The sequence below is a fragment of the Burkholderia anthinoferrum genome (assembly GCF_002925705.1).
GTDB lineage: Bacteria > Pseudomonadota > Gammaproteobacteria > Burkholderiales > Burkholderiaceae > Burkholderia > Burkholderia semiarida.
This window is the reverse complement of sequence record NZ_LFZP01000052.1, coordinates 549361-567563: the sequence shown is the minus strand read 5'-3', so window position 1 is coordinate 567563 and position 18203 is coordinate 549361. Positions and strand designations below refer to the sequence as shown.

13 protein-coding genes, 1 tRNA gene and 1 pseudogene are annotated in these 18203 nt (G+C 66.8%); 11 read left to right on the top strand and 4 right to left on the bottom strand.

From position 1 onward, the window contains the following. Positions 1 to 252 precede the first annotated feature (252 nt). The gene (locus C5F75_RS25235) at positions 253 to 702 is read left to right on the top strand and encodes an HU family DNA-binding protein (protein WP_059582715.1); all 450 of its coding nucleotides are present in this window, start codon (positions 253 to 255) and stop codon (positions 700 to 702) included. A 295-nt stretch (positions 703 to 997) separates the two neighbouring features. Continuing rightward, positions 998 to 1787: pseudogene (locus C5F75_RS25230) on the top strand (AadA family aminoglycoside 3''-O-nucleotidyltransferase). A gap of 148 nt (positions 1788 to 1935) precedes the next feature. Here C5F75_RS25230 and C5F75_RS25225 read toward each other — a convergent pair. The 3 genes from C5F75_RS25225 to C5F75_RS25215 form a co-directional block, all read right to left on the bottom strand. Further along, positions 1936 to 2409 carry a VOC family protein gene (locus C5F75_RS25225; RefSeq protein WP_059582714.1) on the bottom strand — a complete coding sequence of 158 codons (474 nt, stop codon included), beginning with the start codon at positions 2407 to 2409 and terminating at the stop codon, positions 1936 to 1938. A gap of 392 nt (positions 2410 to 2801) precedes the next feature. Further along, positions 2802 to 3959, bottom strand: a complete 1158-nt coding sequence (locus C5F75_RS25220; protein WP_059582711.1) for a porin — start codon at positions 3957 to 3959, stop codon at positions 2802 to 2804. Between the two features lie 418 nt (positions 3960 to 4377). Next, positions 4378 to 5322 (bottom strand): YihY/virulence factor BrkB family protein, encoded by a 945-nt coding sequence (locus C5F75_RS25215; RefSeq protein WP_059582710.1) that lies wholly within the window; start codon positions 5320 to 5322, stop codon positions 4378 to 4380. A 143-nt stretch (positions 5323 to 5465) separates the two neighbouring features. On the opposite strand from C5F75_RS25215, the gene fdnG reads away from it, so the two are divergent. From fdnG to C5F75_RS25170, 9 genes are all read left to right on the top strand, one after another. Further along, a complete protein-coding gene (fdnG, locus tag C5F75_RS25210; protein WP_081068207.1) occupies positions 5466 to 8537 on the top strand; it encodes a formate dehydrogenase-N subunit alpha in 3072 nt (1023 codons plus the stop codon). A 10-nt stretch (positions 8538 to 8547) separates the two neighbouring features. Beyond that, positions 8548 to 9462, top strand: a complete 915-nt coding sequence (fdxH, locus tag C5F75_RS25205) for a formate dehydrogenase subunit beta (RefSeq protein WP_059639188.1) — start codon at positions 8548 to 8550, stop codon at positions 9460 to 9462. Beyond that, a complete protein-coding gene (locus C5F75_RS25200) occupies positions 9459 to 10085 on the top strand; it encodes a formate dehydrogenase subunit gamma (RefSeq protein WP_006488816.1) in 627 nt (208 codons plus the stop codon). Before fdxH ends, C5F75_RS25200 begins: the two co-directional genes overlap by 4 nt. Positions 10086 to 10192: 107 nt before the next feature. After that, positions 10193 to 11128: a formate dehydrogenase accessory protein FdhE gene (fdhE, locus tag C5F75_RS25195; RefSeq protein ID WP_179231769.1), complete on the top strand. Its 936-nt coding sequence runs from the start codon at positions 10193 to 10195 to the stop codon at positions 11126 to 11128. Positions 11129 to 11202: 74 nt separating this feature from the next. Beyond that, positions 11203 to 12642 carry an L-seryl-tRNA(Sec) selenium transferase gene (gene selA, locus C5F75_RS25190; protein WP_059582698.1) on the top strand — a complete coding sequence of 480 codons (1440 nt, stop codon included), beginning with the start codon at positions 11203 to 11205 and terminating at the stop codon, positions 12640 to 12642. Next, on the top strand, positions 12639 to 14564 hold the full coding sequence (gene selB, locus C5F75_RS25185) for a selenocysteine-specific translation elongation factor (protein WP_059583126.1): 1926 nt from the start codon (positions 12639 to 12641) through the stop codon (positions 14562 to 14564). The genes selA and selB overlap by 4 nt, the downstream gene beginning before the upstream one ends. A gap of 31 nt (positions 14565 to 14595) precedes the next feature. Continuing rightward, a tRNA-Sec gene (locus tag C5F75_RS25180) sits at positions 14596 to 14691 on the top strand. A gap of 599 nt (positions 14692 to 15290) precedes the next feature. Continuing rightward, the gene (locus C5F75_RS25175) at positions 15291 to 15779 is read left to right on the top strand and encodes an HrpB1 family type III secretion system apparatus protein (protein ID WP_059582696.1); all 489 of its coding nucleotides are present in this window, start codon (positions 15291 to 15293) and stop codon (positions 15777 to 15779) included. Between the two features lie 153 nt (positions 15780 to 15932). Continuing rightward, positions 15933 to 17039: a hypothetical protein gene (locus C5F75_RS25170; protein WP_060009478.1), complete on the top strand. Its 1107-nt coding sequence runs from the start codon at positions 15933 to 15935 to the stop codon at positions 17037 to 17039. Between the two features lie 166 nt (positions 17040 to 17205). Here the strand turns inward: C5F75_RS25170 and C5F75_RS25165 are convergent, their stop codons facing one another. After that, positions 17206 to 18060 (bottom strand): methionyl-tRNA formyltransferase, encoded by an 855-nt coding sequence (locus C5F75_RS25165; RefSeq protein WP_059582691.1) that lies wholly within the window; start codon positions 18058 to 18060, stop codon positions 17206 to 17208. Positions 18061 to 18203: the final 143 nt, after the last annotated feature.

Below are 18203 nucleotides of genomic sequence, written 5' to 3'. Positions count from 1 at the left end.
ATTGAGCGGGCCCAGTATAGGTGCGCAAATATCGAACGTAATTCGCATTCGCCCCGTTTGAGCGCCTACGTGAAGGCGTTTTTTCACGCTCGAGCGTCGATGAAGTCGGTCGCGCGCAACAAAACCTGCGGGAAACCCCGCGAAAACGCATAAAAGTACTGCACGAAGCGACAAGGCGCTTGTAGAATCCGGCGTTGAAGCGCGCGCGTTGCACGCTTCGTGTATCCAACGACCACACCTGGTAGGAGAAACATGGCGACTTCCGCAAAAAAGGTGGCCAAGAAGGCTGCCGCACCGGCGACCAAGAAAGTGGCTGCCAAAAAGGCTGCGCCCGCGAAGAAAGTAGTGGCCAAGAAGGCTGTCGCAAAGGCAGCACCGGCTGCTCCGACGCCGCTGAAGGACAAGTTCACGAAGGCATCGCTCGCAACGCACATCGCTGAGCGCGCAGCTGTCGAAGTGAAGGCGGTCAAGGCAGTGCTCGCCGCACTCGAGAACGTCGTGCTGGGCTCGGTTCACAAGAAGGGCGCAGGCGAGTTCACGCTGCCGGGTCTGCTGAAGATCACGGCGCAAGTCGTGCCGGCGAAGAAGAAGCGCTTCGGCAAGGATCCGTTCACGGGTCAAGAGCGCTGGTTCCCGGCGAAGCCGGCCAGCGTGCGCGTGAAGGCACGTGCGCTGAAGAAGCTGAAGGACGCGGCAGCGTAATGCCGCAGCAACGCTGCCGAACGCATGTCGGCAGCCGTTGCGATGTCCCGCGGTCCCCGTACGCGAAAGCGTGCGGGGATTTTTATTGCGCCGCGCAAGCCGCGCGGCAGCGAAAACGCGCAGCGCCGGCGATGTGCGATTCGAGCCATGTGGCCAATGGCGTGCCGCGCCGCGCGTGCGCAACGCCGGACGGCCATCGTCATCCGCGTGCCGTCGTACCGCCGCAGCCCGTCGCTCTCGTTACCTCGTCGCTCCCGCCGCGCCTGTTGCGTGCGCATCGCGAGGCCCGCGCATCGTGACTGAATTCGTTCCGTCTGAAATCGCCGGGCAGGTCGCTGCCGCGCGCGCCGCGATCGAGCGGCATCTCGGTGCGACGATGGAAGCAATCCACCTGTTCGGCTCGGCGCTCGACGGCGGCTTGAAACCGCGCAGTGACATCGATCTGCTGGTGACGGTGGCCGTGCGGCCCGACGAAACGGCGAGGCGTGCGCTGATGTACGACCTGCTCGCTGCGTCGGCGCCTCCCGGCCACGCAGGCGGCATGCGCGCGCTGGAGGTCACCGTCGTCGCGCACGGCGACGTGGTGCCGTGGCGTCATCCGGCGCGCCGCGAACTGCAATTCGGCGAATGGCTGCGTCGCGACCTGGAAGCCAGCATCGTCGAAGCGCCGCTCGTCGATCACGATCTGGCGATCCTGCTGACGAAGGTGCGGCAGCACGGTGTCGCGCTGGTCGGGCCGCCCGCGGCCGTGCTGTTCGAGCCGGTGCCCGCGCGATTTCGGCGCCGCGCTGCTCGCCACCGTTGCGCAGTGGAATGCCGAGCCGGACTGGCGCGGCGACGAATGCAACGTGGTGCTCGCGCTCGCGCGCATCTGGTACAGCGCCGCGACCGGCAGGATCGCGCCGAAGGACGTCGCCGCGGCGTGGGTGCTGGCGCGCTTGCCGGACGCGCACCGGCCGGTCGTGGCGGCCGCGCGTGCCGCCTATCTCGATGGCGAAGCGGGCGCGGCGATCCTGTCGGGCGAACCGCTAGCCGAATTCATCGGCTTCGCGCGGCGGACGGTCGAGTCGATGCTGTCGGCGTAGCAGTCGGCGCCAACGATGCACGCTACCGGCTGGCCGGCCAGCGACGGATAGCGAACGCGTGCGAGCCGGCTGCATGCGCAAACGGTCGAGCCGGGTGCGTGCAGGCGAGCCGGTGCGGCGTCACGCCAGCGCGGCCCGACGCGTTTCGTCAGCCCGCGGTGCCCGCAAAGGCGGCCTTCAGCGCGGCGTCGTCGAACTTGGTCATCTGCATCATCGCGGCGGCCACGCGTCCCGCCTTGACCGCGTCGCGGTCGGCCATCATCGGGATGAGCGCCTCCGGAACGATCTGCCACGACACCCCATAACGATCCCTCAGCCAGCCGCAGCCGTCGGCCGTGCCGCCGTTGTCGAGCAGGGCGCTCCAGTAGCGGTCGAGTTCCGCCTGGTCCGCGCAACTGACGAGCAGCGAGATCGCGTGGTTGAACGTCTCCGTGCGCGGGTGGCTCATCGCGAAGAACGGTTGTCCGAACAGCTCGAATTCGACCATCCGCGTGCCGTCGGTGCCGGGCACCGCCGTGACGCGCACGACGCGCGAATCCGGAAAGATGCCGGCATAGAAGGCCGCTGCTTCTTCGGCTTGCGTCGAATACCAGAGGAATGGCGTGATCTTCTGAATCGTCATGACGAGTCTCCTGTCTGTATGGGGCCGCGGCAAACCGGATGCCGCCATCGATACGACGGACGACGCCTGCCGAAATCGACACGTGCGGCCAACAAGTCGCGCATCGGATGAAGCGGGCGGTGCCGGCTGTGCGGATGGTAGCCGTCGTACGGAGAAATGGCGACCTGCCCGACCATTCGGAAACGGTGTTCCGGGCCGCTGACAGCCGCAAGGTGCCGTTGCCGGCAAGCAAGCATGCATCGGGGCGCGGTTTGCCCGGCAGCCCGTGCAGCGAATGCCGGCTCGCTCGCCGGAGGCGGACGAAAAAAAGCCAGCCGCGGCCGAAACCGGGGCTGGCTTTCCAGGTCGGCGACAGGGCGTCGGAGACGCCGTGCACACCGGATACTTCGTTTTTAGAACTTGTGACGCAGGCCGAGTGCGACGATTTCCTGCGAGCTCTTGCCGGCGATGCCGTACGAGCCGATCGACGCTTGCGCTTCGCTGCCGTCGGCGTTGTGGCCGCTTGCGTGCTGATATGCGCCAACCAGGTAGATGTCCGTACGCTTCGACAGCGAGTAGTCCGCGCCGAGCGAAACCTGATGATACTTGGCGTCGGTCTGGCCGCTACCCTTCGTGTAGATGTAGCCGAGGCCGAGCAGCAGCGGTGCCGATGCCTGGTACGTGACGAATGCGCGACCCGTGTTGTACTTCTGGTTCGTGCCGAAGCCGGAGTTCGCGTCAGCCTTGTACTGTGCGTTGCTGTAGCCGAGGCCGAACGTCACCGGGCCGAATGCATACTGGCCGGCGGCTTGCGCGATGCCGATCGACGATGCCGACGTGTATGCGTTGTTGATGAAGCTGCCCGAACCGTCGAAGATCGCGTCCGACGTGCCGGCCCAGCCGGTGCGCACGCCAGCGGGGCTCAGCGGAGCCGAGTTGTTCGCGTGGAAGTAACCTGCAGCCAGGCCGAGCGGGCCGTTGTTGTAGGCTGCAGCCGCCGCCCACGTCTGACCCTTGCCGGTTGCGCCGGCGACACCGCCGAGTGCGTACATCGCCTCGACCTGGAGGCCTGCCCAGACCGGCGACGTGTACTTGATCGCGTTGCTGACGCGCAGGCTGTTGTCGTTGTTGTCGACGTCGCCCGGCGTGGCGAACACGCTGCCGAAGTAGTTGTCAGCCGTGACCGCCTGGACCAGGTCGACGAGCGGGTCGTACTGGCGACCCAGCGTCAGCGTACCGTACTGGTCGCTTTGCAGGCCGACGAAAGCCTGGCGGCCGAACATGCGCTGGCCTTGGCCCAATGCACCCGTTGCCGAGTTGAAGCCGTTTTCCAACTGGAAGATCGCCTTCAGGCCGCCACCGAGGTCTTCCGAACCCTTCAGGCCGAAGCGGGCGCCTTGCAGGTTGCCGCTACCCATCGACCACGAATTGTTACCTTGACCATCGTTACCGTGAACATAGGTGATCGACGTGTCGATCACGCCATACAGCGTCACGCTCGATTGCGCCTGAGCAGCACCAGCAGCGCCCAGCAGCGCGAGCGAGAGGGTCGAGAGAGCAAGTTTCTTCATCGTTGAGTTTCTCCACGCAAGTGATTCATCGTTATTTGTTGCGGATTGGAGAATAGCTCAGTGCCATACACGCAAGAAAGCTCAAAAAATAAAGTGTCTCGAAAAGGTAACAGCGCGGAAAAGTCCATATATATCAAGCACATCAGCAACTGTTCCTGTTTATGAAACAGTTGACAATTGCTGCGCCGCGATTGTTTCAATCGGTGGCGCGCATGCCGGTGAACCGCCTGTTTCGGCCCGTTGCAGCAACAAAACGAGGGCATGCAAACGTTTGCCATTGCAGGTGTCTGCATGTCGGCGAGCAACGCATGCGCCGACGCCGCGCGAATGCGCTGCGGGGCGACGGGGTTGCAAAGGGGCGGCGCGTGTGCCGGGCGCGCGCGCGATCGAAGCGCGGCCGCTTGCAAGGGCGGGTGAATCAGTCGTCGCGCGGGCGATGATCGGCGTGGCCAGGTTGAGCAACTTGAGCCGACCCGGCCGGCGCCGAATCCTCGGCCGGCCGATGCGCATCGCCGCGCGCCGCCGCGAATTCCGCGCCGAGCAGCAGCACGATCGCGGAGAAGTACAGCCACATCAGCAGGACCGCGAACGATCCGGCCGCGCCGAACGCACTGGCGGTGCCCGCATGCGCGAGATACAGCGCGAACAGCTTCCTGCCGCCGGAGAACAGGATCGCGGACACGATGCCGCCGATCGCGGCGTCGCGCCACGCGACGCGCGCGTCGGGCAGGAACTTCATCAGCGACGCGAACGCGGCCGCGAGCACCGCGATGCCGACGAAGAACTGGATGAAGTTGGTGACGACCACGTACGGCGAATTGCCGAGCAGCCAGGTGCCGATGAAGGTGATCGCCGTGTCGAGCACGAGCGACACGATCAGCAGGAACGCGACGCCGAGCACCAGCCCGAACGAGATCAGCCGCACGCGCACGAGGCCGAGCATGCTCGACCAGCGGCTTTCGGTGGCCGGCCAGATCACGCTGAGCGCCGCGCTGAGCGACGCGAACGTGGCCGACGCGCCGATCGCGAGCGCGGCGAACGAGATCAGCGTGGCGAGGCCGCCGCGCTCGCCCGCGCGGTGCGCGTTCTGCACGATCGTCTGGATGGAGGCCGCCGCGTCGTCGCCGATCAACTGGTGCGCCTGTTCGAACACCTGGCCGCGCGCGGCGTCGTCACCGTAGAACCAGCCGGCCACCGCGATCACCATCACGAGGGTCGGCGCGAGCGAGAACGCGGAGAAAAACGCGATGCCCGCGGCCATCGCGGAGCAGCGGTCGGACGAGAAGCGCTTGAACGCGGTGAGGGCCCAGTTGGCCTGCTGCTGGGCGAGACGAGTGGCTTCGGAAGTGATCTGTCGTTTCATGACGGTCGGGTTGCGCGCGGAACGCGGATCATCTCGGATTAATCGGACCAATCGGTATTGATCCGAGGATTCGATCATAGTTGCCTGAACTGTCTATAATTCCTTTCAGTTGCACCCCACCCCACAATAACGCCGAGACCATCATGCTACAAATGTCCCGGCGCCAGTTCCTGAAGGTGACGGCCACGTCGCTTGCCGGATCGAGTCTTGCCCTGATGGGCTTTTCTCCGTCCGAAGCGCTGGCCGAAGTCCGGCAGTACAAACTGGCGCGCACCGTCGAAACGCGCAACACCTGCCCTTACTGTTCAGTAGGTTGCGGCATCCTGATGTACGGCCTCGGCGACGGCGCGAAGAACGCGCAGCCGAGCATCATCCATATCGAAGGCGATCCCGACCACCCCGTCAATCGCGGCACGCTGTGCCCGAAGGGCGCGAGCCTGATCGACTTCATCCACAGCCCGAACCGCCTGACGCACCCCGAGTATCGCGCGCCCGGCTCGGACAAGTGGGAACCCATCTCGTGGAACGACGCGCTCGACCGCATCGCGAAGCTGATGAAGGCCGACCGCGACGCGAACTTCGTCGAGACGGCCGAAGACGGCGCGAAGGTCAACCGCTGGCTCACGACCGGCATGCTGGCCGCGTCGGCGGGCAGCAACGAGGTCGGCTACCTGACGCACAAGACCATCCGCAGTCTCGGGATGCTCGCATTCGACAATCAGGCGCGTGTCTGACATGGCCCGACGGTGGCAGGTCTTGCCCCGACGTTTGGCCGTGGAGCGATGACGAACCATTGGGTCGACATCAAGAACGCGGACGTGATTCTCGTGATGGGCGGCAATGCAGCCGAGGCCCATCCGTGCGGTTTCAAGTGGGTAACGGAGGCGAAGGCGCACCGCAAGGCGCGGCTGATCGTCGTCGACCCGCGCTTCACGCGTACGGCCTCGGTGGCCGATTACTACGCGCCGATCCGCACCGGCACCGACATCGTCTTCCTGGGCGGCGTCATCAACTATCTGCTGACGAACGACAAGATCCAGCATGAGTACGTGAAGAACTACACGGACTTCTCGTTCATCGTGCGCGAGGATTTCGCGTTCAACGACGGCATCTATTCCGGCTACGACGCGGAGAAACACGCGTACCCGGACAAATCGAGCTGGGACTACGAGCGCGGCGACGACGGCTTCGCGAAGGTCGATCCGACGCTGCAGCATCCGCGCTGTGTATACAACTTGCTGAAGCAGCACTACGCGCGCTATACGGCGGACATGGTCCAGCAGGTCTGCGGCACGCCCAAGGACAAGTTCCTGAAGGTGTGCGAGATGCTCGCGACCACGGCCGTGCCCGGCCGCGCCGGCACGGTGCTGTACGCGCTCGGCTGGACCCACCACTCGATCGGCGCGCAGATCATCCGCACCGGCGCGATGGTGCAGCTGCTGCTCGGCAACATCGGCATCGCCGGCGGCGGGATGAACGCGCTGCGCGGCCACTCGAACATCCAGGGGCTGACCGACCTCGGGCTGATGTCGAACCTGCTGCCCGGCTACATGACGCTGCCGATGCAGGCCGAGCAGGATTTCGACGCGTACATCAAGAAGCGCGTGCAGCAGCCGCTGCGGCCCAACCAGTTGAGCTACTGGAAGAACTACAAGGCGTTCCACGTCAGCTTCATGAAGTCGTGGTGGGGCGACGCGGCCACCGCCGAAAACAACTGGGCGTACGACTACCTGCCGAAGCTGGACAAGCAGTACGACCTGCTGCAGGCGATCGAGCTGATGAATGCCGGCAAGATGAACGGCTACATCTGCCAGGGCTTCAACCCGCTCGCGGCGGCGCCGTCGAAGGTGAAGACGGCGGCCGGTCTCGCGAAGCTGAAGTGGCTCGTGATCATGGATCCGCTCGCGACCGAGACGTCCGAGTTCTGGAAGCATCACGGCGACTACAACGACGTCGATGCGTCGAAGATCCAGACCGAGGTGTTCCGCCTGCCGACCACCTGCTTCGCGGAGGAAAACGGCTCGCTCGTCAGTTCGAGCCGCGTGCTGCAGTGGCACTGGAAGGGCGCGGAGCCGCCCGGCGAGGCGAGGAGCGACCTCGAGATCATGTCGGGGCTGTTCCTGCGCATGCGCAAGATGTACCAGAAGGACGGCGGCAAGTACCCGGACCCGATCGTGAACCTGACCTGGCCGTACGCGAACCCGGAAAGCCCGACGCCCGAAGAGCTGGCGATGGAGTTCAACGGGAAAGCGCTCGCCGATCTGCCCGATCCGAAGGATCCGGCGAAGACGCTCGTGAAGAAGGGCGAGCAGCTCGCCGCGTTCGCGCAACTGAAGGACGACGGCACGACCGCGAGCGGCTGCTGGATCTTCTGCGGTGCGTGGACGCAGGCCGGCAACCAGATGGCGCGGCGCGACAACGCCGACCCGACCGGCATCGGCCAGACGCTGAACTGGGCGTGGGCGTGGCCGGCGAACCGGCGGATCCTGTACAACCGCGCATCGTGCGACGTCGCCGGCAAGCCGTTCGACCCGACCCGCAAGCTGATCGGCTGGAACGGCAGCGCGTGGAAGGGCGCCGACGTTCCGGACTTCAAGGCGGACGAACCGCCCGAGAACGGGATGGGGCCGTTCATCATGAACCCGGAAGGCGTCGCGCGCTTCTTCGCCCGCGCGGGGATGAACGAAGGTCCGTTCCCCGAGCACTACGAGCCGTTCGAGACGCCGCTCGGCGCGAACCCGCTGCACCCGAACAACCCGCTGGCGCTGAACAACCCGGCCGCCCGCGTGTTCCCGGACGACCGTGCGTCGTTCGGCAAGGTGGCGGACTTCCCGCACGTGGCGACGACCTACCGGCTGACCGAGCATTTCCACTACTGGACCAAGCATGCGCGGCTGAATTCGATCATCCAGCCCGAGCAATTCGTCGAGATCGGCGAAGACCTCGCGAAGGAGGTCGGCGTCGCGCATGGCGAGCGCGTGAAGGTGTCGTCCAAGCGCGGCTACATCGTCGCGGTCGCCCTCGTCACGAAGCGGATCAAGCCGCTGACGGTCGACGGCAAGAAGGTCCAGACGGTCGGCGTCCCGTTGCACTGGGGCTTCAAGGGTCTGACGAAGCCCGGCTATCTCGCCAATACCCTGACTCCGTCCGTGGGCGACGGCAACTCCTATACACCGGAATTCAAGTCGTTCCTGGTGAAGGTCGAAAAGGCGTAAGGGGAAAGAGATGGCATTGCAATCGCTGGATATCAAGCGCGTCTCGGCCACCACGACGCCGCCGCCCACGGTGCGCGAACCGGTGACCGGCAGCGTCGCGAAGCTGATCGACGTATCGAAGTGCATCGGCTGCAAGGCATGTCAGACGGCATGCATGGAGTGGAACGACCTGCGCGACGAAGTCGGCACCAACGTCGGCGTGTACGACAACCCGGCCGACCTGAGCGAGCATTCGTGGACGGTCATGCGGTTCTCCGAATACGAGAACCCGGCGGGCGACCTCGAGTGGCTGATCCGCAAGGACGGCTGCATGCACTGCGAGGATCCGGGCTGCCTGAAGGCGTGTCCGTCGCCGGGTGCGATCGTGCAGTACAACAACGGGATCGTCGATTTCCACGAGGAGAACTGCATCGGTTGCGGCTACTGCGTGACCGGCTGCCCGTTCAACGTGCCGCGGATCTCGAAGAAGGATCATCGCGCATACAAGTGCACGCTCTGTTCCGACCGCGTCGCGGTCGGCCAGGAACCGGCTTGCGTGAAGACTTGCCCGACGGGCGCGATCGTGTTCGGCACCAAGGAGGACATGAAGCAGCACGCGGCCGAGCGGATCGAGGACCTGAAGGAGCGCGGCTTCGAGCATGCGGGGCTGTACGACCCGCAGGGCGTCGGCGGCACGCACGTGATGTACGTGCTGCATCACGCCGATAAACCGTCGCTGTACCACGGGCTGCCCGACAATCCGTCGATCAGCCCGATGGTGAAGCTGTGGAAGGGCATCGCGAAACCGCTCGCGGTCGCGGGCCTCGCGCTGACCGCGCTGGCCGGGTTCTTCCACTACACGCGGGTCGGTCCGAACGAGGTCACAGACGACGAAGAAGCCGCCGCCCGGGACGAGGCGCGACGCATCAAGGAGGACGCGAAATGAGCCACGACGACCCCAACCTGATCGTCCGCTACACGCCGAACGAGCGCACGAACCACTGGATCACCGCGATCACGTTCGTGCTGCTCGCGCTGTCCGGGCTCGCGCTGTTCCATCCGTCGATGTTCTGGCTGACCGCGCTGTTCGGCGGCGGCCAGTGGACGCGGATCCTGCATCCGTTCGTCGGCCTCGTGATGTTCGTGTCGTTCGCGATTCTCGTGGTGCGCTTCTGGCACCACAATGCGCTCGACGCGGACGACCGGCAGTGGCTGAAGCAGATCGGCGACGTGCTGACCAACCAGGAAGACAAGCTGCCGCCGGTCGGGCGCTATAACGCCGGGCAGAAGCTGCTATTCTTCACGCTGGTGGCGTGCCTGCTGCTGCTCCTGCTGTCGGGAATCGTGATCTGGCGGCGCTATTTCTCGTTCTACTTCCCGATCGGGGTGATCCGCGCGGCCGCTGTCGTGCATGCCGTGGCGGCCTTCGTGCTGATCGCGAGCATCATCGTGCACATTTACGCGGCGTTGTGGGTGAAGGGTTCGATCGGCGCGATGGTGCGCGGCACCGTCACGCTGGGCTGGGCCCGCAAGCATCACCCGAAGTGGTTCCGTGAAAGCGTGAAGTAGCGCAGCGGAGCGGGGCGGCACGCCGATTGCGGCGGGCCGCCCCGTCAGCCGTCGGAACCGCCCGAAGCGCCGACCTGTCGGCGCTTGTTTTTTTGGAAGATATTGTCGTGACACAACGCATTCTCGAACCGACCGAGATCTCGGCGCTCGATCATTCGGCCATTCCGCGCTTTCGCCTGCCGGAGCGCGCGACCGCATTCGCGGCGCGCGCCGCGCGGCTGCGCAAGCTTGCCGACCTGAACCCGATCAGCGGCTACCTGCGGCTGATGGCCACCGTCGCCGACGCGCAGCACGCGACGCTGCAGACGCTGGCGCTGCCGCTGCCGTCGAAGGAAGCGATCGCGCGCGCGCAGGAACATTCGATGCCGCTCGTGCCGGCGCTCGACGGCGAGCGCGATGCGCGCTGGCGCGCCGTGCTGTATGAACTGCTCGATCGCGTCGAAGGCGCCGGGCTTGTCAATCCGCCGCTCGCGAAGCTGCTCGACCGGCTGCGCCTGATGGCGCCTGCCGAGCTCGACGCGCAGGCCGATGCGATCCTCGCGCTGCGCTTCGCCGAGGTCGACCCGGCCACCGCGCCGTTCCTGATGGCCGCGCTGCAGGTCGCGTGGACGGACCTCGCGAGCCGCGTGACGCCGGCCGACGTGCCGTATCTCGACCAGCCGGGGCTGTGCCCGGTGTGCGGCACCCATCCGGTCGCGAGCGTCGTGCGGGTGGGCGGCCAGTATCAGGGCTACCGTTTCCTGCAGTGCGGGCTGTGCACGACCGAGTGGCACATGGTGCGCACCAAATGCTCGCACTGCGATTCGACGAAGGGCATCGCGTATCACGGGATCGAAGGCGGCAGCGAAGCCATCAAGGCCGAATCGTGCGACGAATGCAAGACCTATCGCAAGATCGGCTATCAGGAGAAGGACTACGAGTTCGAGCCGCTGGCGGACGATCTCGCGAGTCTCACGCTCGACCTGCTGATGAACGAAGCCGGCTACCAGCGCAGTTCGCCGAACCCGCTGCTGTGGCCCGACGTGTCGCGGGAAGCGGATTGACGGCACGGGGCCGGGGCGGTGCGCGAGCGTCGGCCCCGGCCGACTGCGAAGCATGAGACTGGAGCGACAACGACGTGACCGAACCGGGTGTGAATGAATTGAATGCCGTGCTGGCGCGTGTGCCGTCGGTCGAGCGCGTGCTGTCGTCGGCGCCGCTGCAACCGCTCGTCGCCGACCATGGACGCACGCGCGTGCTGAACGCCGTGCGCGCCGAACTGGAACGCTGGCGCACGGCCGCCCAGCACGATCCCGCGGCGGCCGAGCCGCTCGACGAGCTACGCATCGCCGCTGCCGTCTCGCGCACGTTGGCCGCGCAGAACGCAGGCGCCGTGCGCACCGTGTTCAACCTGACCGGCACCGTGCTGCACACGAACCTCGGGCGCGCGCTGCTGCCCGATGACGCGGTGCGTGCGGTGGTCGACGCGCTCACGCGGCCCGTCAACCTCGAATTCGATCTCGCCACCGGCCGCCGCGGCGATCGCGACGACCTGATCGACACTTTGCTGTGCGAACTGACGGGCGCGGAAGCCGCGACCGTCGTCAACAACAATGCGGCGGCCGTGCTGCTGACGCTGTCGGCGCTCGCGACGAAGCGGGAAGTGGTCGTGTCGCGCGGCGAACTGGTCGAGATCGGCGGGGCATTTCGCATTCCCGACATCATGAGCCGTGCCGGCGCGAAGCTGCGCGAGGTCGGCACGACCAACCGCACGCATTTGCGCGACTACGCGGACGCGATCGGCCCGCGCACCGCGCTGCTGATGAAGGTGCACTGCAGCAACTACGCGATCAGCGGCTTCACGAAGGAGGCGACGCTCGCCGAACTCGCACCGCTCGCGCGCGAGCGCGGCGTGCCGGTCGCCGTCGATCTCGGCAGCGGCACGCTGGCCGATCTGACGCAATGGGGGCTGCCGCACGAGACGACCGTGCAGGAAACCGTCGCCGCCGGTGCAAACGTTGTCACGTTCAGCGGCGACAAGCTGCTCGGCGGGCCGCAGGCCGGCCTGATCGTCGGCGATCGTGCGCTCATCGCGAAGATCAAGAAGCATCCGCTCAAGCGCGCGTTGCGCGTCGGCAAGCTGACGCTCGCGGCGCTCGAACCGGTGCTGCGCCTGTATCAGTCACCCGAATTCCTGCGTGACCGGCTCACGACGCTGCGCCTGCTGACGCGCCCGCAGCGCGACATCGCCGAAGCCGCCGAACGCGTGCGCCCGGTGCTGCAGGCCGCACTCGGCGGCGGTTTCGACGTGACGGTCGAACCGATGTTCAGCCAGATCGGCAGCGGCGCGCTGCCGGTCGACCAGTTGCCGAGCGCCGGGCTCGTGGTGCGCTCGTCGGACGGCAAGCGCAGCGGCCGCGCGCTCGCGCAGCTCGAGAAACGGCTGCGCGAATGGCCGCGCCCCGTGATCGGCCGCATCGCCGACAACGCGCTGCGGCTCGACCTGCGCTGCCTCGAAGCGGCCGACGAAGCGGCGTTCGTCGCGCAATGCGCGCCGCTCGCGGGGCCCGCCGCATGATCGTCGGGACCGCGGGACACATCGACCACGGCAAGACCACGCTCGTGCGTGCGCTGACGGGCGTCGACACCGATCGCCTGAAGGAAGAGAAGGCGCGCGGCATCTCGATCGAACTCGGTTACGCGTATACGCCGCTCGACAACGGCGACGTGCTCGGGCTGATCGACGTGCCGGGCCACGAGAAGCTGATTCATACGATGGCGGCGGGCGCGTGCGGGATCGACTTCGCGCTCATCGTGATTGCCGCCGACGACGGTGTGATGCCGCAGACGCGCGAGCATCTCGCGATCCTGCAACTGCTCGGCGTCACGCATGGCGCCGTCGCGCTGACGAAATGCGATCGCGTCGATGCCGCGCGCGTCGTCGAGGTGCGCGACGAGATCGCCGCGTGGCTGCACGATTCGACATTGGCCGGCGTGCCGATTTTCGAAACGCGTGCGACCGTTGCCGACGATCCGGGCGTCGCCGCGTTGAAGCAGCACCTGGCCGACGCGGCGATTGCGTGGCGCGCGCGTCGCGACGACGGGCTGTTCCGGCTCGCGGTCGATCGCGTATTTACGCTCGCCGGGCAGGGTACCGTCGTGACGGGTACCGCATTCGCGGGCCGCGTCGCGACGGGCGACACGCTCGCGATCTTGCGCACGGGCGGCGCGGCCCGCGTGCGCAGCATTCATGCGCAGAACCGGCCGGTCGAGGCCGGCCGCGCGGGTGAGCGTTGTGCGCTGAATCTGGCCGGCGTCGACAAGGCCGACGTCGAGCGAGGCGACACCGTCGCCGACGCGCGGCTCGTCGCGACGTCGCCGCGCCTGGACGTCGAGCTGACGTTGCTTGCGGACGCCGGGCTGACGCTGACCCACTGGGCGCCGCTGCACGTGCATCTCGGTACGCTGCATCGCGTGGCCCATGTCGCGCTGCTCGACGGCGACACGCTCGCGGCCGGCCAGCGGATGCGCGTGCAACTGGTATTCGACGAGCCGGTGTTCGCGCTGCCGGGCGACCGCTTCATCGTTCGCAATCCGCAGGCGACGCGCACCGTCGGCGGCGGCCGGGTGCTCGATCCGTTCGGGCCGGCACGCAAGCGCCGCACGCCCGCGCGCCGCGCGTGGCTCGATGCACTCGCGGCGTGGCTCGACGAAGGGCGCCTCGATGCGCTGCTCGCGCAGGCGCCGCTCGGCATCGCGCGTGCGACGCTCACGCATCTGACGGGGTTTGCGCCGAATGTGCTGGCGTTGCCTGGCGATGCGCTGGCGATCGGGCAACGCGATGCCGCGTCGAACGAAGGCGCGGTGATTTCCCATGCGCACTGGCGTGCGTTGCAGACGCGGGCGGTCGATACGCTGCGCGTGTATCACGAACGCATGCCCGACGAACAGGGGCTCGACGCCGCACGCCTGCGGCGGATGGCTGCGCCGCTCGTTGGCGATTTGCTGTGGCGCGCGCTCGTCGATGCGCTGGTGGCGGGCGGCGAAGTCGCGCGCAGCGGGCCGTGGCTGCATCTGCCGTCGCATTCGGTAAGCCTCGAGCCGCGCGAGGAAGCGCTCGCGCGGCAACTGCTGCCGTTGATTCACGCGGGGCGCTTCGATCCGCCGTGGGTGCGCGACCTGGCCCGCGATACTGGCGCGGCCGAGGACGCGGTGCGCACGCTGCTGCGCAAGCTCGCGCGGCGCGGCGACGTGCACCAGGTCGTGCGCGACCTGTTCTATCATGCGGACGTCGCGCGCGAACTGGCGGCGCTGGTCGCGCATCTCGCACCGTCGCGCGGCGGCGGGCTCGATGCCGCGACGTTTCGCGACGCGACGGGGCTCGGTCGCAAGCGCGCGATCCAGATTCTCGAGTTCTTCGACCGGGTTGGGTATACTCGCTTCCACCGCGATCTTCACTACCTGCGGCCTGACAGCGGTTGGGTGGGTATTCAGGCGTAGGCGCTCGTTGTTCTTCGGTTTCTTTTCCCGCGGAAGGCATTCGTATCCGGTGGTACGGCTGGACTTCAAATCCAGTTGGGGGTGTCAGACACTCCCGGGTAGGTTCGACTCCTGCTGCCTTCCGCCAGTCATGGCTTCTTGCGCATTCCGGCGCCTTCCGTAAACGCCCTGTAGATCCCACCCGTGAAGTAGCGGTCCGCGCGAAGGAGGGCGGGGCGATGTTCACAATCGTGGTGTCGAGCACGATCATCAGGACGCCCACGCAGCGCACGGCCCGCGCAATCCAGCGTTTCGATTCGTCGATCGATGCGTGATGGACAGCGCCTCCTGCCCGTGGTGATCGCTCCATTTCATGAGCCGACGCCTGCGGACGCGGCATCGGTCGCCGGGCGTGATTCGATGGACGCATCCTGGCCGATGGCCGGGGCGCATCAACCGATGGCGGGCCTTCTTCTACGCCGGGCATAAAGCAAATCCCCTTCCGATACACGGCGAGCCCGCCGGCCTGTCGCACCGATCGCTTCCATCGCCGCGGTCGGTATTCTTCTCCGTTCTCTCTTCGCATCCCGATCGTTCCGTTCGCATCGCGTCGGCAAAAGCCGACCCGATGCAAGAGACTAACCGCCAGGGGACGTCCACCGCACGAGCCGGCAGCTAGCGCGGCACGGCTGGGCGCGGCGCCGCCGTGCGCTTTTTGATTGCAGCACTCCAGCAGACGAGGACATCGTGACTTACACAGGATGCAGGGACGAGATTGCCGGCGGCCTAACCAAGGTGCTGTGGACGGCTTCGCAGCTCGACGACGAAGCCGACTTCGAGGATCTCCTCGAGGCGATCCGCGTGCTTCGGCCCAAGTGGCCCGGGACGGGGACGGTCGCCGCGTGGCGCTACGTCCGGCGCCAGGCATGGGGCGACGCGCGCCGCGTGCTCGAAGACGACGACACCGAAGCGAAGCGCTCGGGGCTTCATACCGCGCTGATGGCGGTGTGTCTGTTCGGCCTCGAAGACCCGCTGTGGCACAGCTATGCACTCAGCGCGGCCGAGCAGCGCGAAAGCATCGAGGGCGCGAAGATCGGCGCGCGTCTGCTCGAGCGTGCCGCCAAGCTCGACGCCAGCGTTCAAGCGCCTGCGTCCACCGACGCGCCGGCGAGCACGCACGGCGGGCCGGCCGACAACGGCGGATTCTCCGCGTCGATGACGTGGGTCCGCGCATGAGTATCCGTTTTCATGTTTTCCGCGCGCCGGGCGATTCGCATTTCAATCGCAGCCTTCGCATCGGTGCGCTTGTAGCAGCGACAGCAACCTAGACTGACTTTGCTTCGTAGTACCCACGGTCACGCAACACTTACCCGACAGGAAGGAAACATCATGAATCTGAACGTTCCGAGTATGACCACTTACCCCACCGATCCGGCGAGCTACCTGCAACGGCTGACCAACGGTGCCTCGGCGAGCTCGACGCAGGACGTGCTCAAGGATCTCATCGGCCTCATCAGCCAGTTGCTCAAGCAGATGCAGACGGGGCAGAACGGGCAGCCCGGCGGCATGCCGGGCGGCGCCGGCGGTGCTGGCGGCATGCCCGGTGGCGGCGCGGGCGCGATGCCCGGCGGTGTGGGCGCCACGCCCGGCGGCATGGGGGGCGCGGGCGCCATGCCGGGCGGCACCGGCGGGATGACGGTGCAAAACGCGGCGGGCGTGCTGGCCTCGTACATGGGGCAGCATGGCATCAACGCGTCGGACCCGAACACGATGTACAAACTCGCGACGAACGCCGACGGCGGCACGCCACCCACGGTGCAGCAAGCGGCGCAGACCATGCTCGCGAACCCGGCTGCCTACCAGCAGATCGACACGCACGACGTGGCGGGCACCGACGGCAAGTCCGCGGTCGGCAATTTCCAATGGGCGGCTCAAGGCGGTCTCGGCGCGGCGGGCAACGCAACGGGTGGCGCGGGCGGCGCGGCGGGGCAGTCGGGGGCGACGGGCGGCTTGCCTGGCACGGGCGGTTTCCCGACGAACACCGGTACGCTGCCGACGACGGGTGGCTTGCCGACGACGGGCGCGACGGCAGGCTTCACACCCGGTACGGGCGACCTCTTGAAGGACGGCAAGCCGCTGCAGATGGCCGACGAGGGCAAGGCGCTGGCCAATTTCAACGCGCAGGACGGCGCCGACTTCCAGGCCATGGAAAGCGCGTTGTCGCACGGCGACGGCAATGCCGCGGCGAAGACGCTCGCCAACGCGGTGAAGTCGGGCAAGCTGAGCCAGTCGGATGCGGCGGCGATCGGTGCACAGCTGCAGCAGACGGCGAACGCGCATGGCGGCGGCAAGATCAGCCACGACGCGAGCAAGGCGCTTTCGGATGCGCTGGGCGGCGCGAACGTGCTGACGCCGGGCAAGACGCGCGCCGCGATTGCCTTCGAGAACATCACCGGCATTCACACGGGTACGATCGCCGGCGTCAGCACGAAGTAACGTCGCCGGCCGTTCAGGCGATCATCCCGATCGGCGACCCGAGCGGCCGCCGATCGGGAGGTGCAGGAAGCAACGATCGGTGACAAGCGGCCACAATCGGCGGCCGCGCTGCGATACACCGCAGCGCGGCCGCTTCGTCGTTTACCCGCGCAACCGATGTCCCGATTCAGCCCTCCATCTGCCGACGAAGGGACGCGTTCAGCGGGCTCCATTCGAGCAAGGCGACGAAGCCGTCCTGCGCGGCGACCACGACCCAGCGCCGGTACTGATGCACGATCTGCCCGGGCTCGTACGTGTGTGCTTCCTGCCACGCGGTGGCGCGCCTTACGTGGACGGTCGTGCCGAAGAGCGGCGCGATCGATTCGACGTTCCCGCAGGCCCGCACGACGCGCATCACCTCGGCCACGGGCCGCGCGAAATCGATCGTGCGCTCGGCATCGGCAACGCGCGGCCAGTAGCTGCCCGCACCTTGCGGACGCCGTTCGTTCCAAAGCCGATCGAAGTCACGGGCCACGCGCGTGGCCAGCCGATGGGCGGCCATCTGCAGCTTCAGTTGCAGCGTCTCGTGCCATTCGTCGGCATCGAGCGGAAAGCATTCGGCATCGACGATCTCCCCGGTATCGAAATCGGCATCGATTCGATGGCAACTGACGCCCCACTCGCGCCGCCCCTCGAGGATCGCGCGCATGGCCGGGTACGGGCCGCGCCCGTCGGGCAGCGGTGACGGATGGAAGTTGGCCGCATGGCGCAGATAGGGCTGCCACGCCGGAATCTTCCAGTTGTAGCCGGCCACGATCAGTGCGTCGCATTGCCGTTCGGCGAGCCGGCGCAGATCGTCTTCGTTCATGCGTGACAGCTGCACCGGAATACGCAGCTTGTCCGCGCGCTCGACGAGTTCGCTATTGAAGTCGAGCCGGTTGTCGACCGGAATCGAGTAGAGCGCCACAGGCTCCCAGCCGGCGGCGACGAACGCGTCGAAGACGACACGCCAGCGATCGAAGCCGGCGAACGCGAATCGCATGATCGGTTCTCCCTTTCGCATTGAAGGTCAGGGCGGCATGGACGGCGATGACGGCCGACGGCCACCCCGCTTCACGGTAAGCGCGCACGGTGGCGGATAGCCCGCGTATCCCGAAGTTTCGTCGAGTGCCGCGAACCGGCGAA

What these genes read in the sequence shown, in the direction of transcription:
- C5F75_RS25235 (WP_059582715.1), top strand. Translation starts at nt 253, where the DNA reads ATGGCGACTTCCGCAAAAAAGGTGGCCAAGAAGGCTGCCGCACCGGCG.
- C5F75_RS25225 (WP_059582714.1), bottom strand. Translation starts at nt 2,409, where the DNA reads ATGACGATTCAGAAGATCACGCCATTCCTCTGGTATTCGACGCAAGCC.
- C5F75_RS25220 (WP_059582711.1), bottom strand. Translation starts at nt 3,959, where the DNA reads ATGAAGAAACTTGCTCTCTCGACCCTCTCGCTCGCGCTGCTGGGCGCT.
- C5F75_RS25215 (WP_059582710.1), bottom strand. Translation starts at nt 5,322, where the DNA reads ATGAAACGACAGATCACTTCCGAAGCCACTCGTCTCGCCCAGCAGCAG.
- fdxH (WP_059639188.1), top strand. Translation starts at nt 8,548, where the DNA reads ATGGCATTGCAATCGCTGGATATCAAGCGCGTCTCGGCCACCACGACG.
- C5F75_RS25200 (WP_006488816.1), top strand. Translation starts at nt 9,459, where the DNA reads ATGAGCCACGACGACCCCAACCTGATCGTCCGCTACACGCCGAACGAG.
- selB (WP_059583126.1), top strand. Translation starts at nt 12,639, where the DNA reads ATGATCGTCGGGACCGCGGGACACATCGACCACGGCAAGACCACGCTC.
- C5F75_RS25170 (WP_060009478.1), top strand. Translation starts at nt 15,933, where the DNA reads ATGAATCTGAACGTTCCGAGTATGACCACTTACCCCACCGATCCGGCG.
- C5F75_RS25165 (WP_059582691.1), bottom strand. Translation starts at nt 18,060, where the DNA reads ATGCGATTCGCGTTCGCCGGCTTCGATCGCTGGCGTGTCGTCTTCGAC.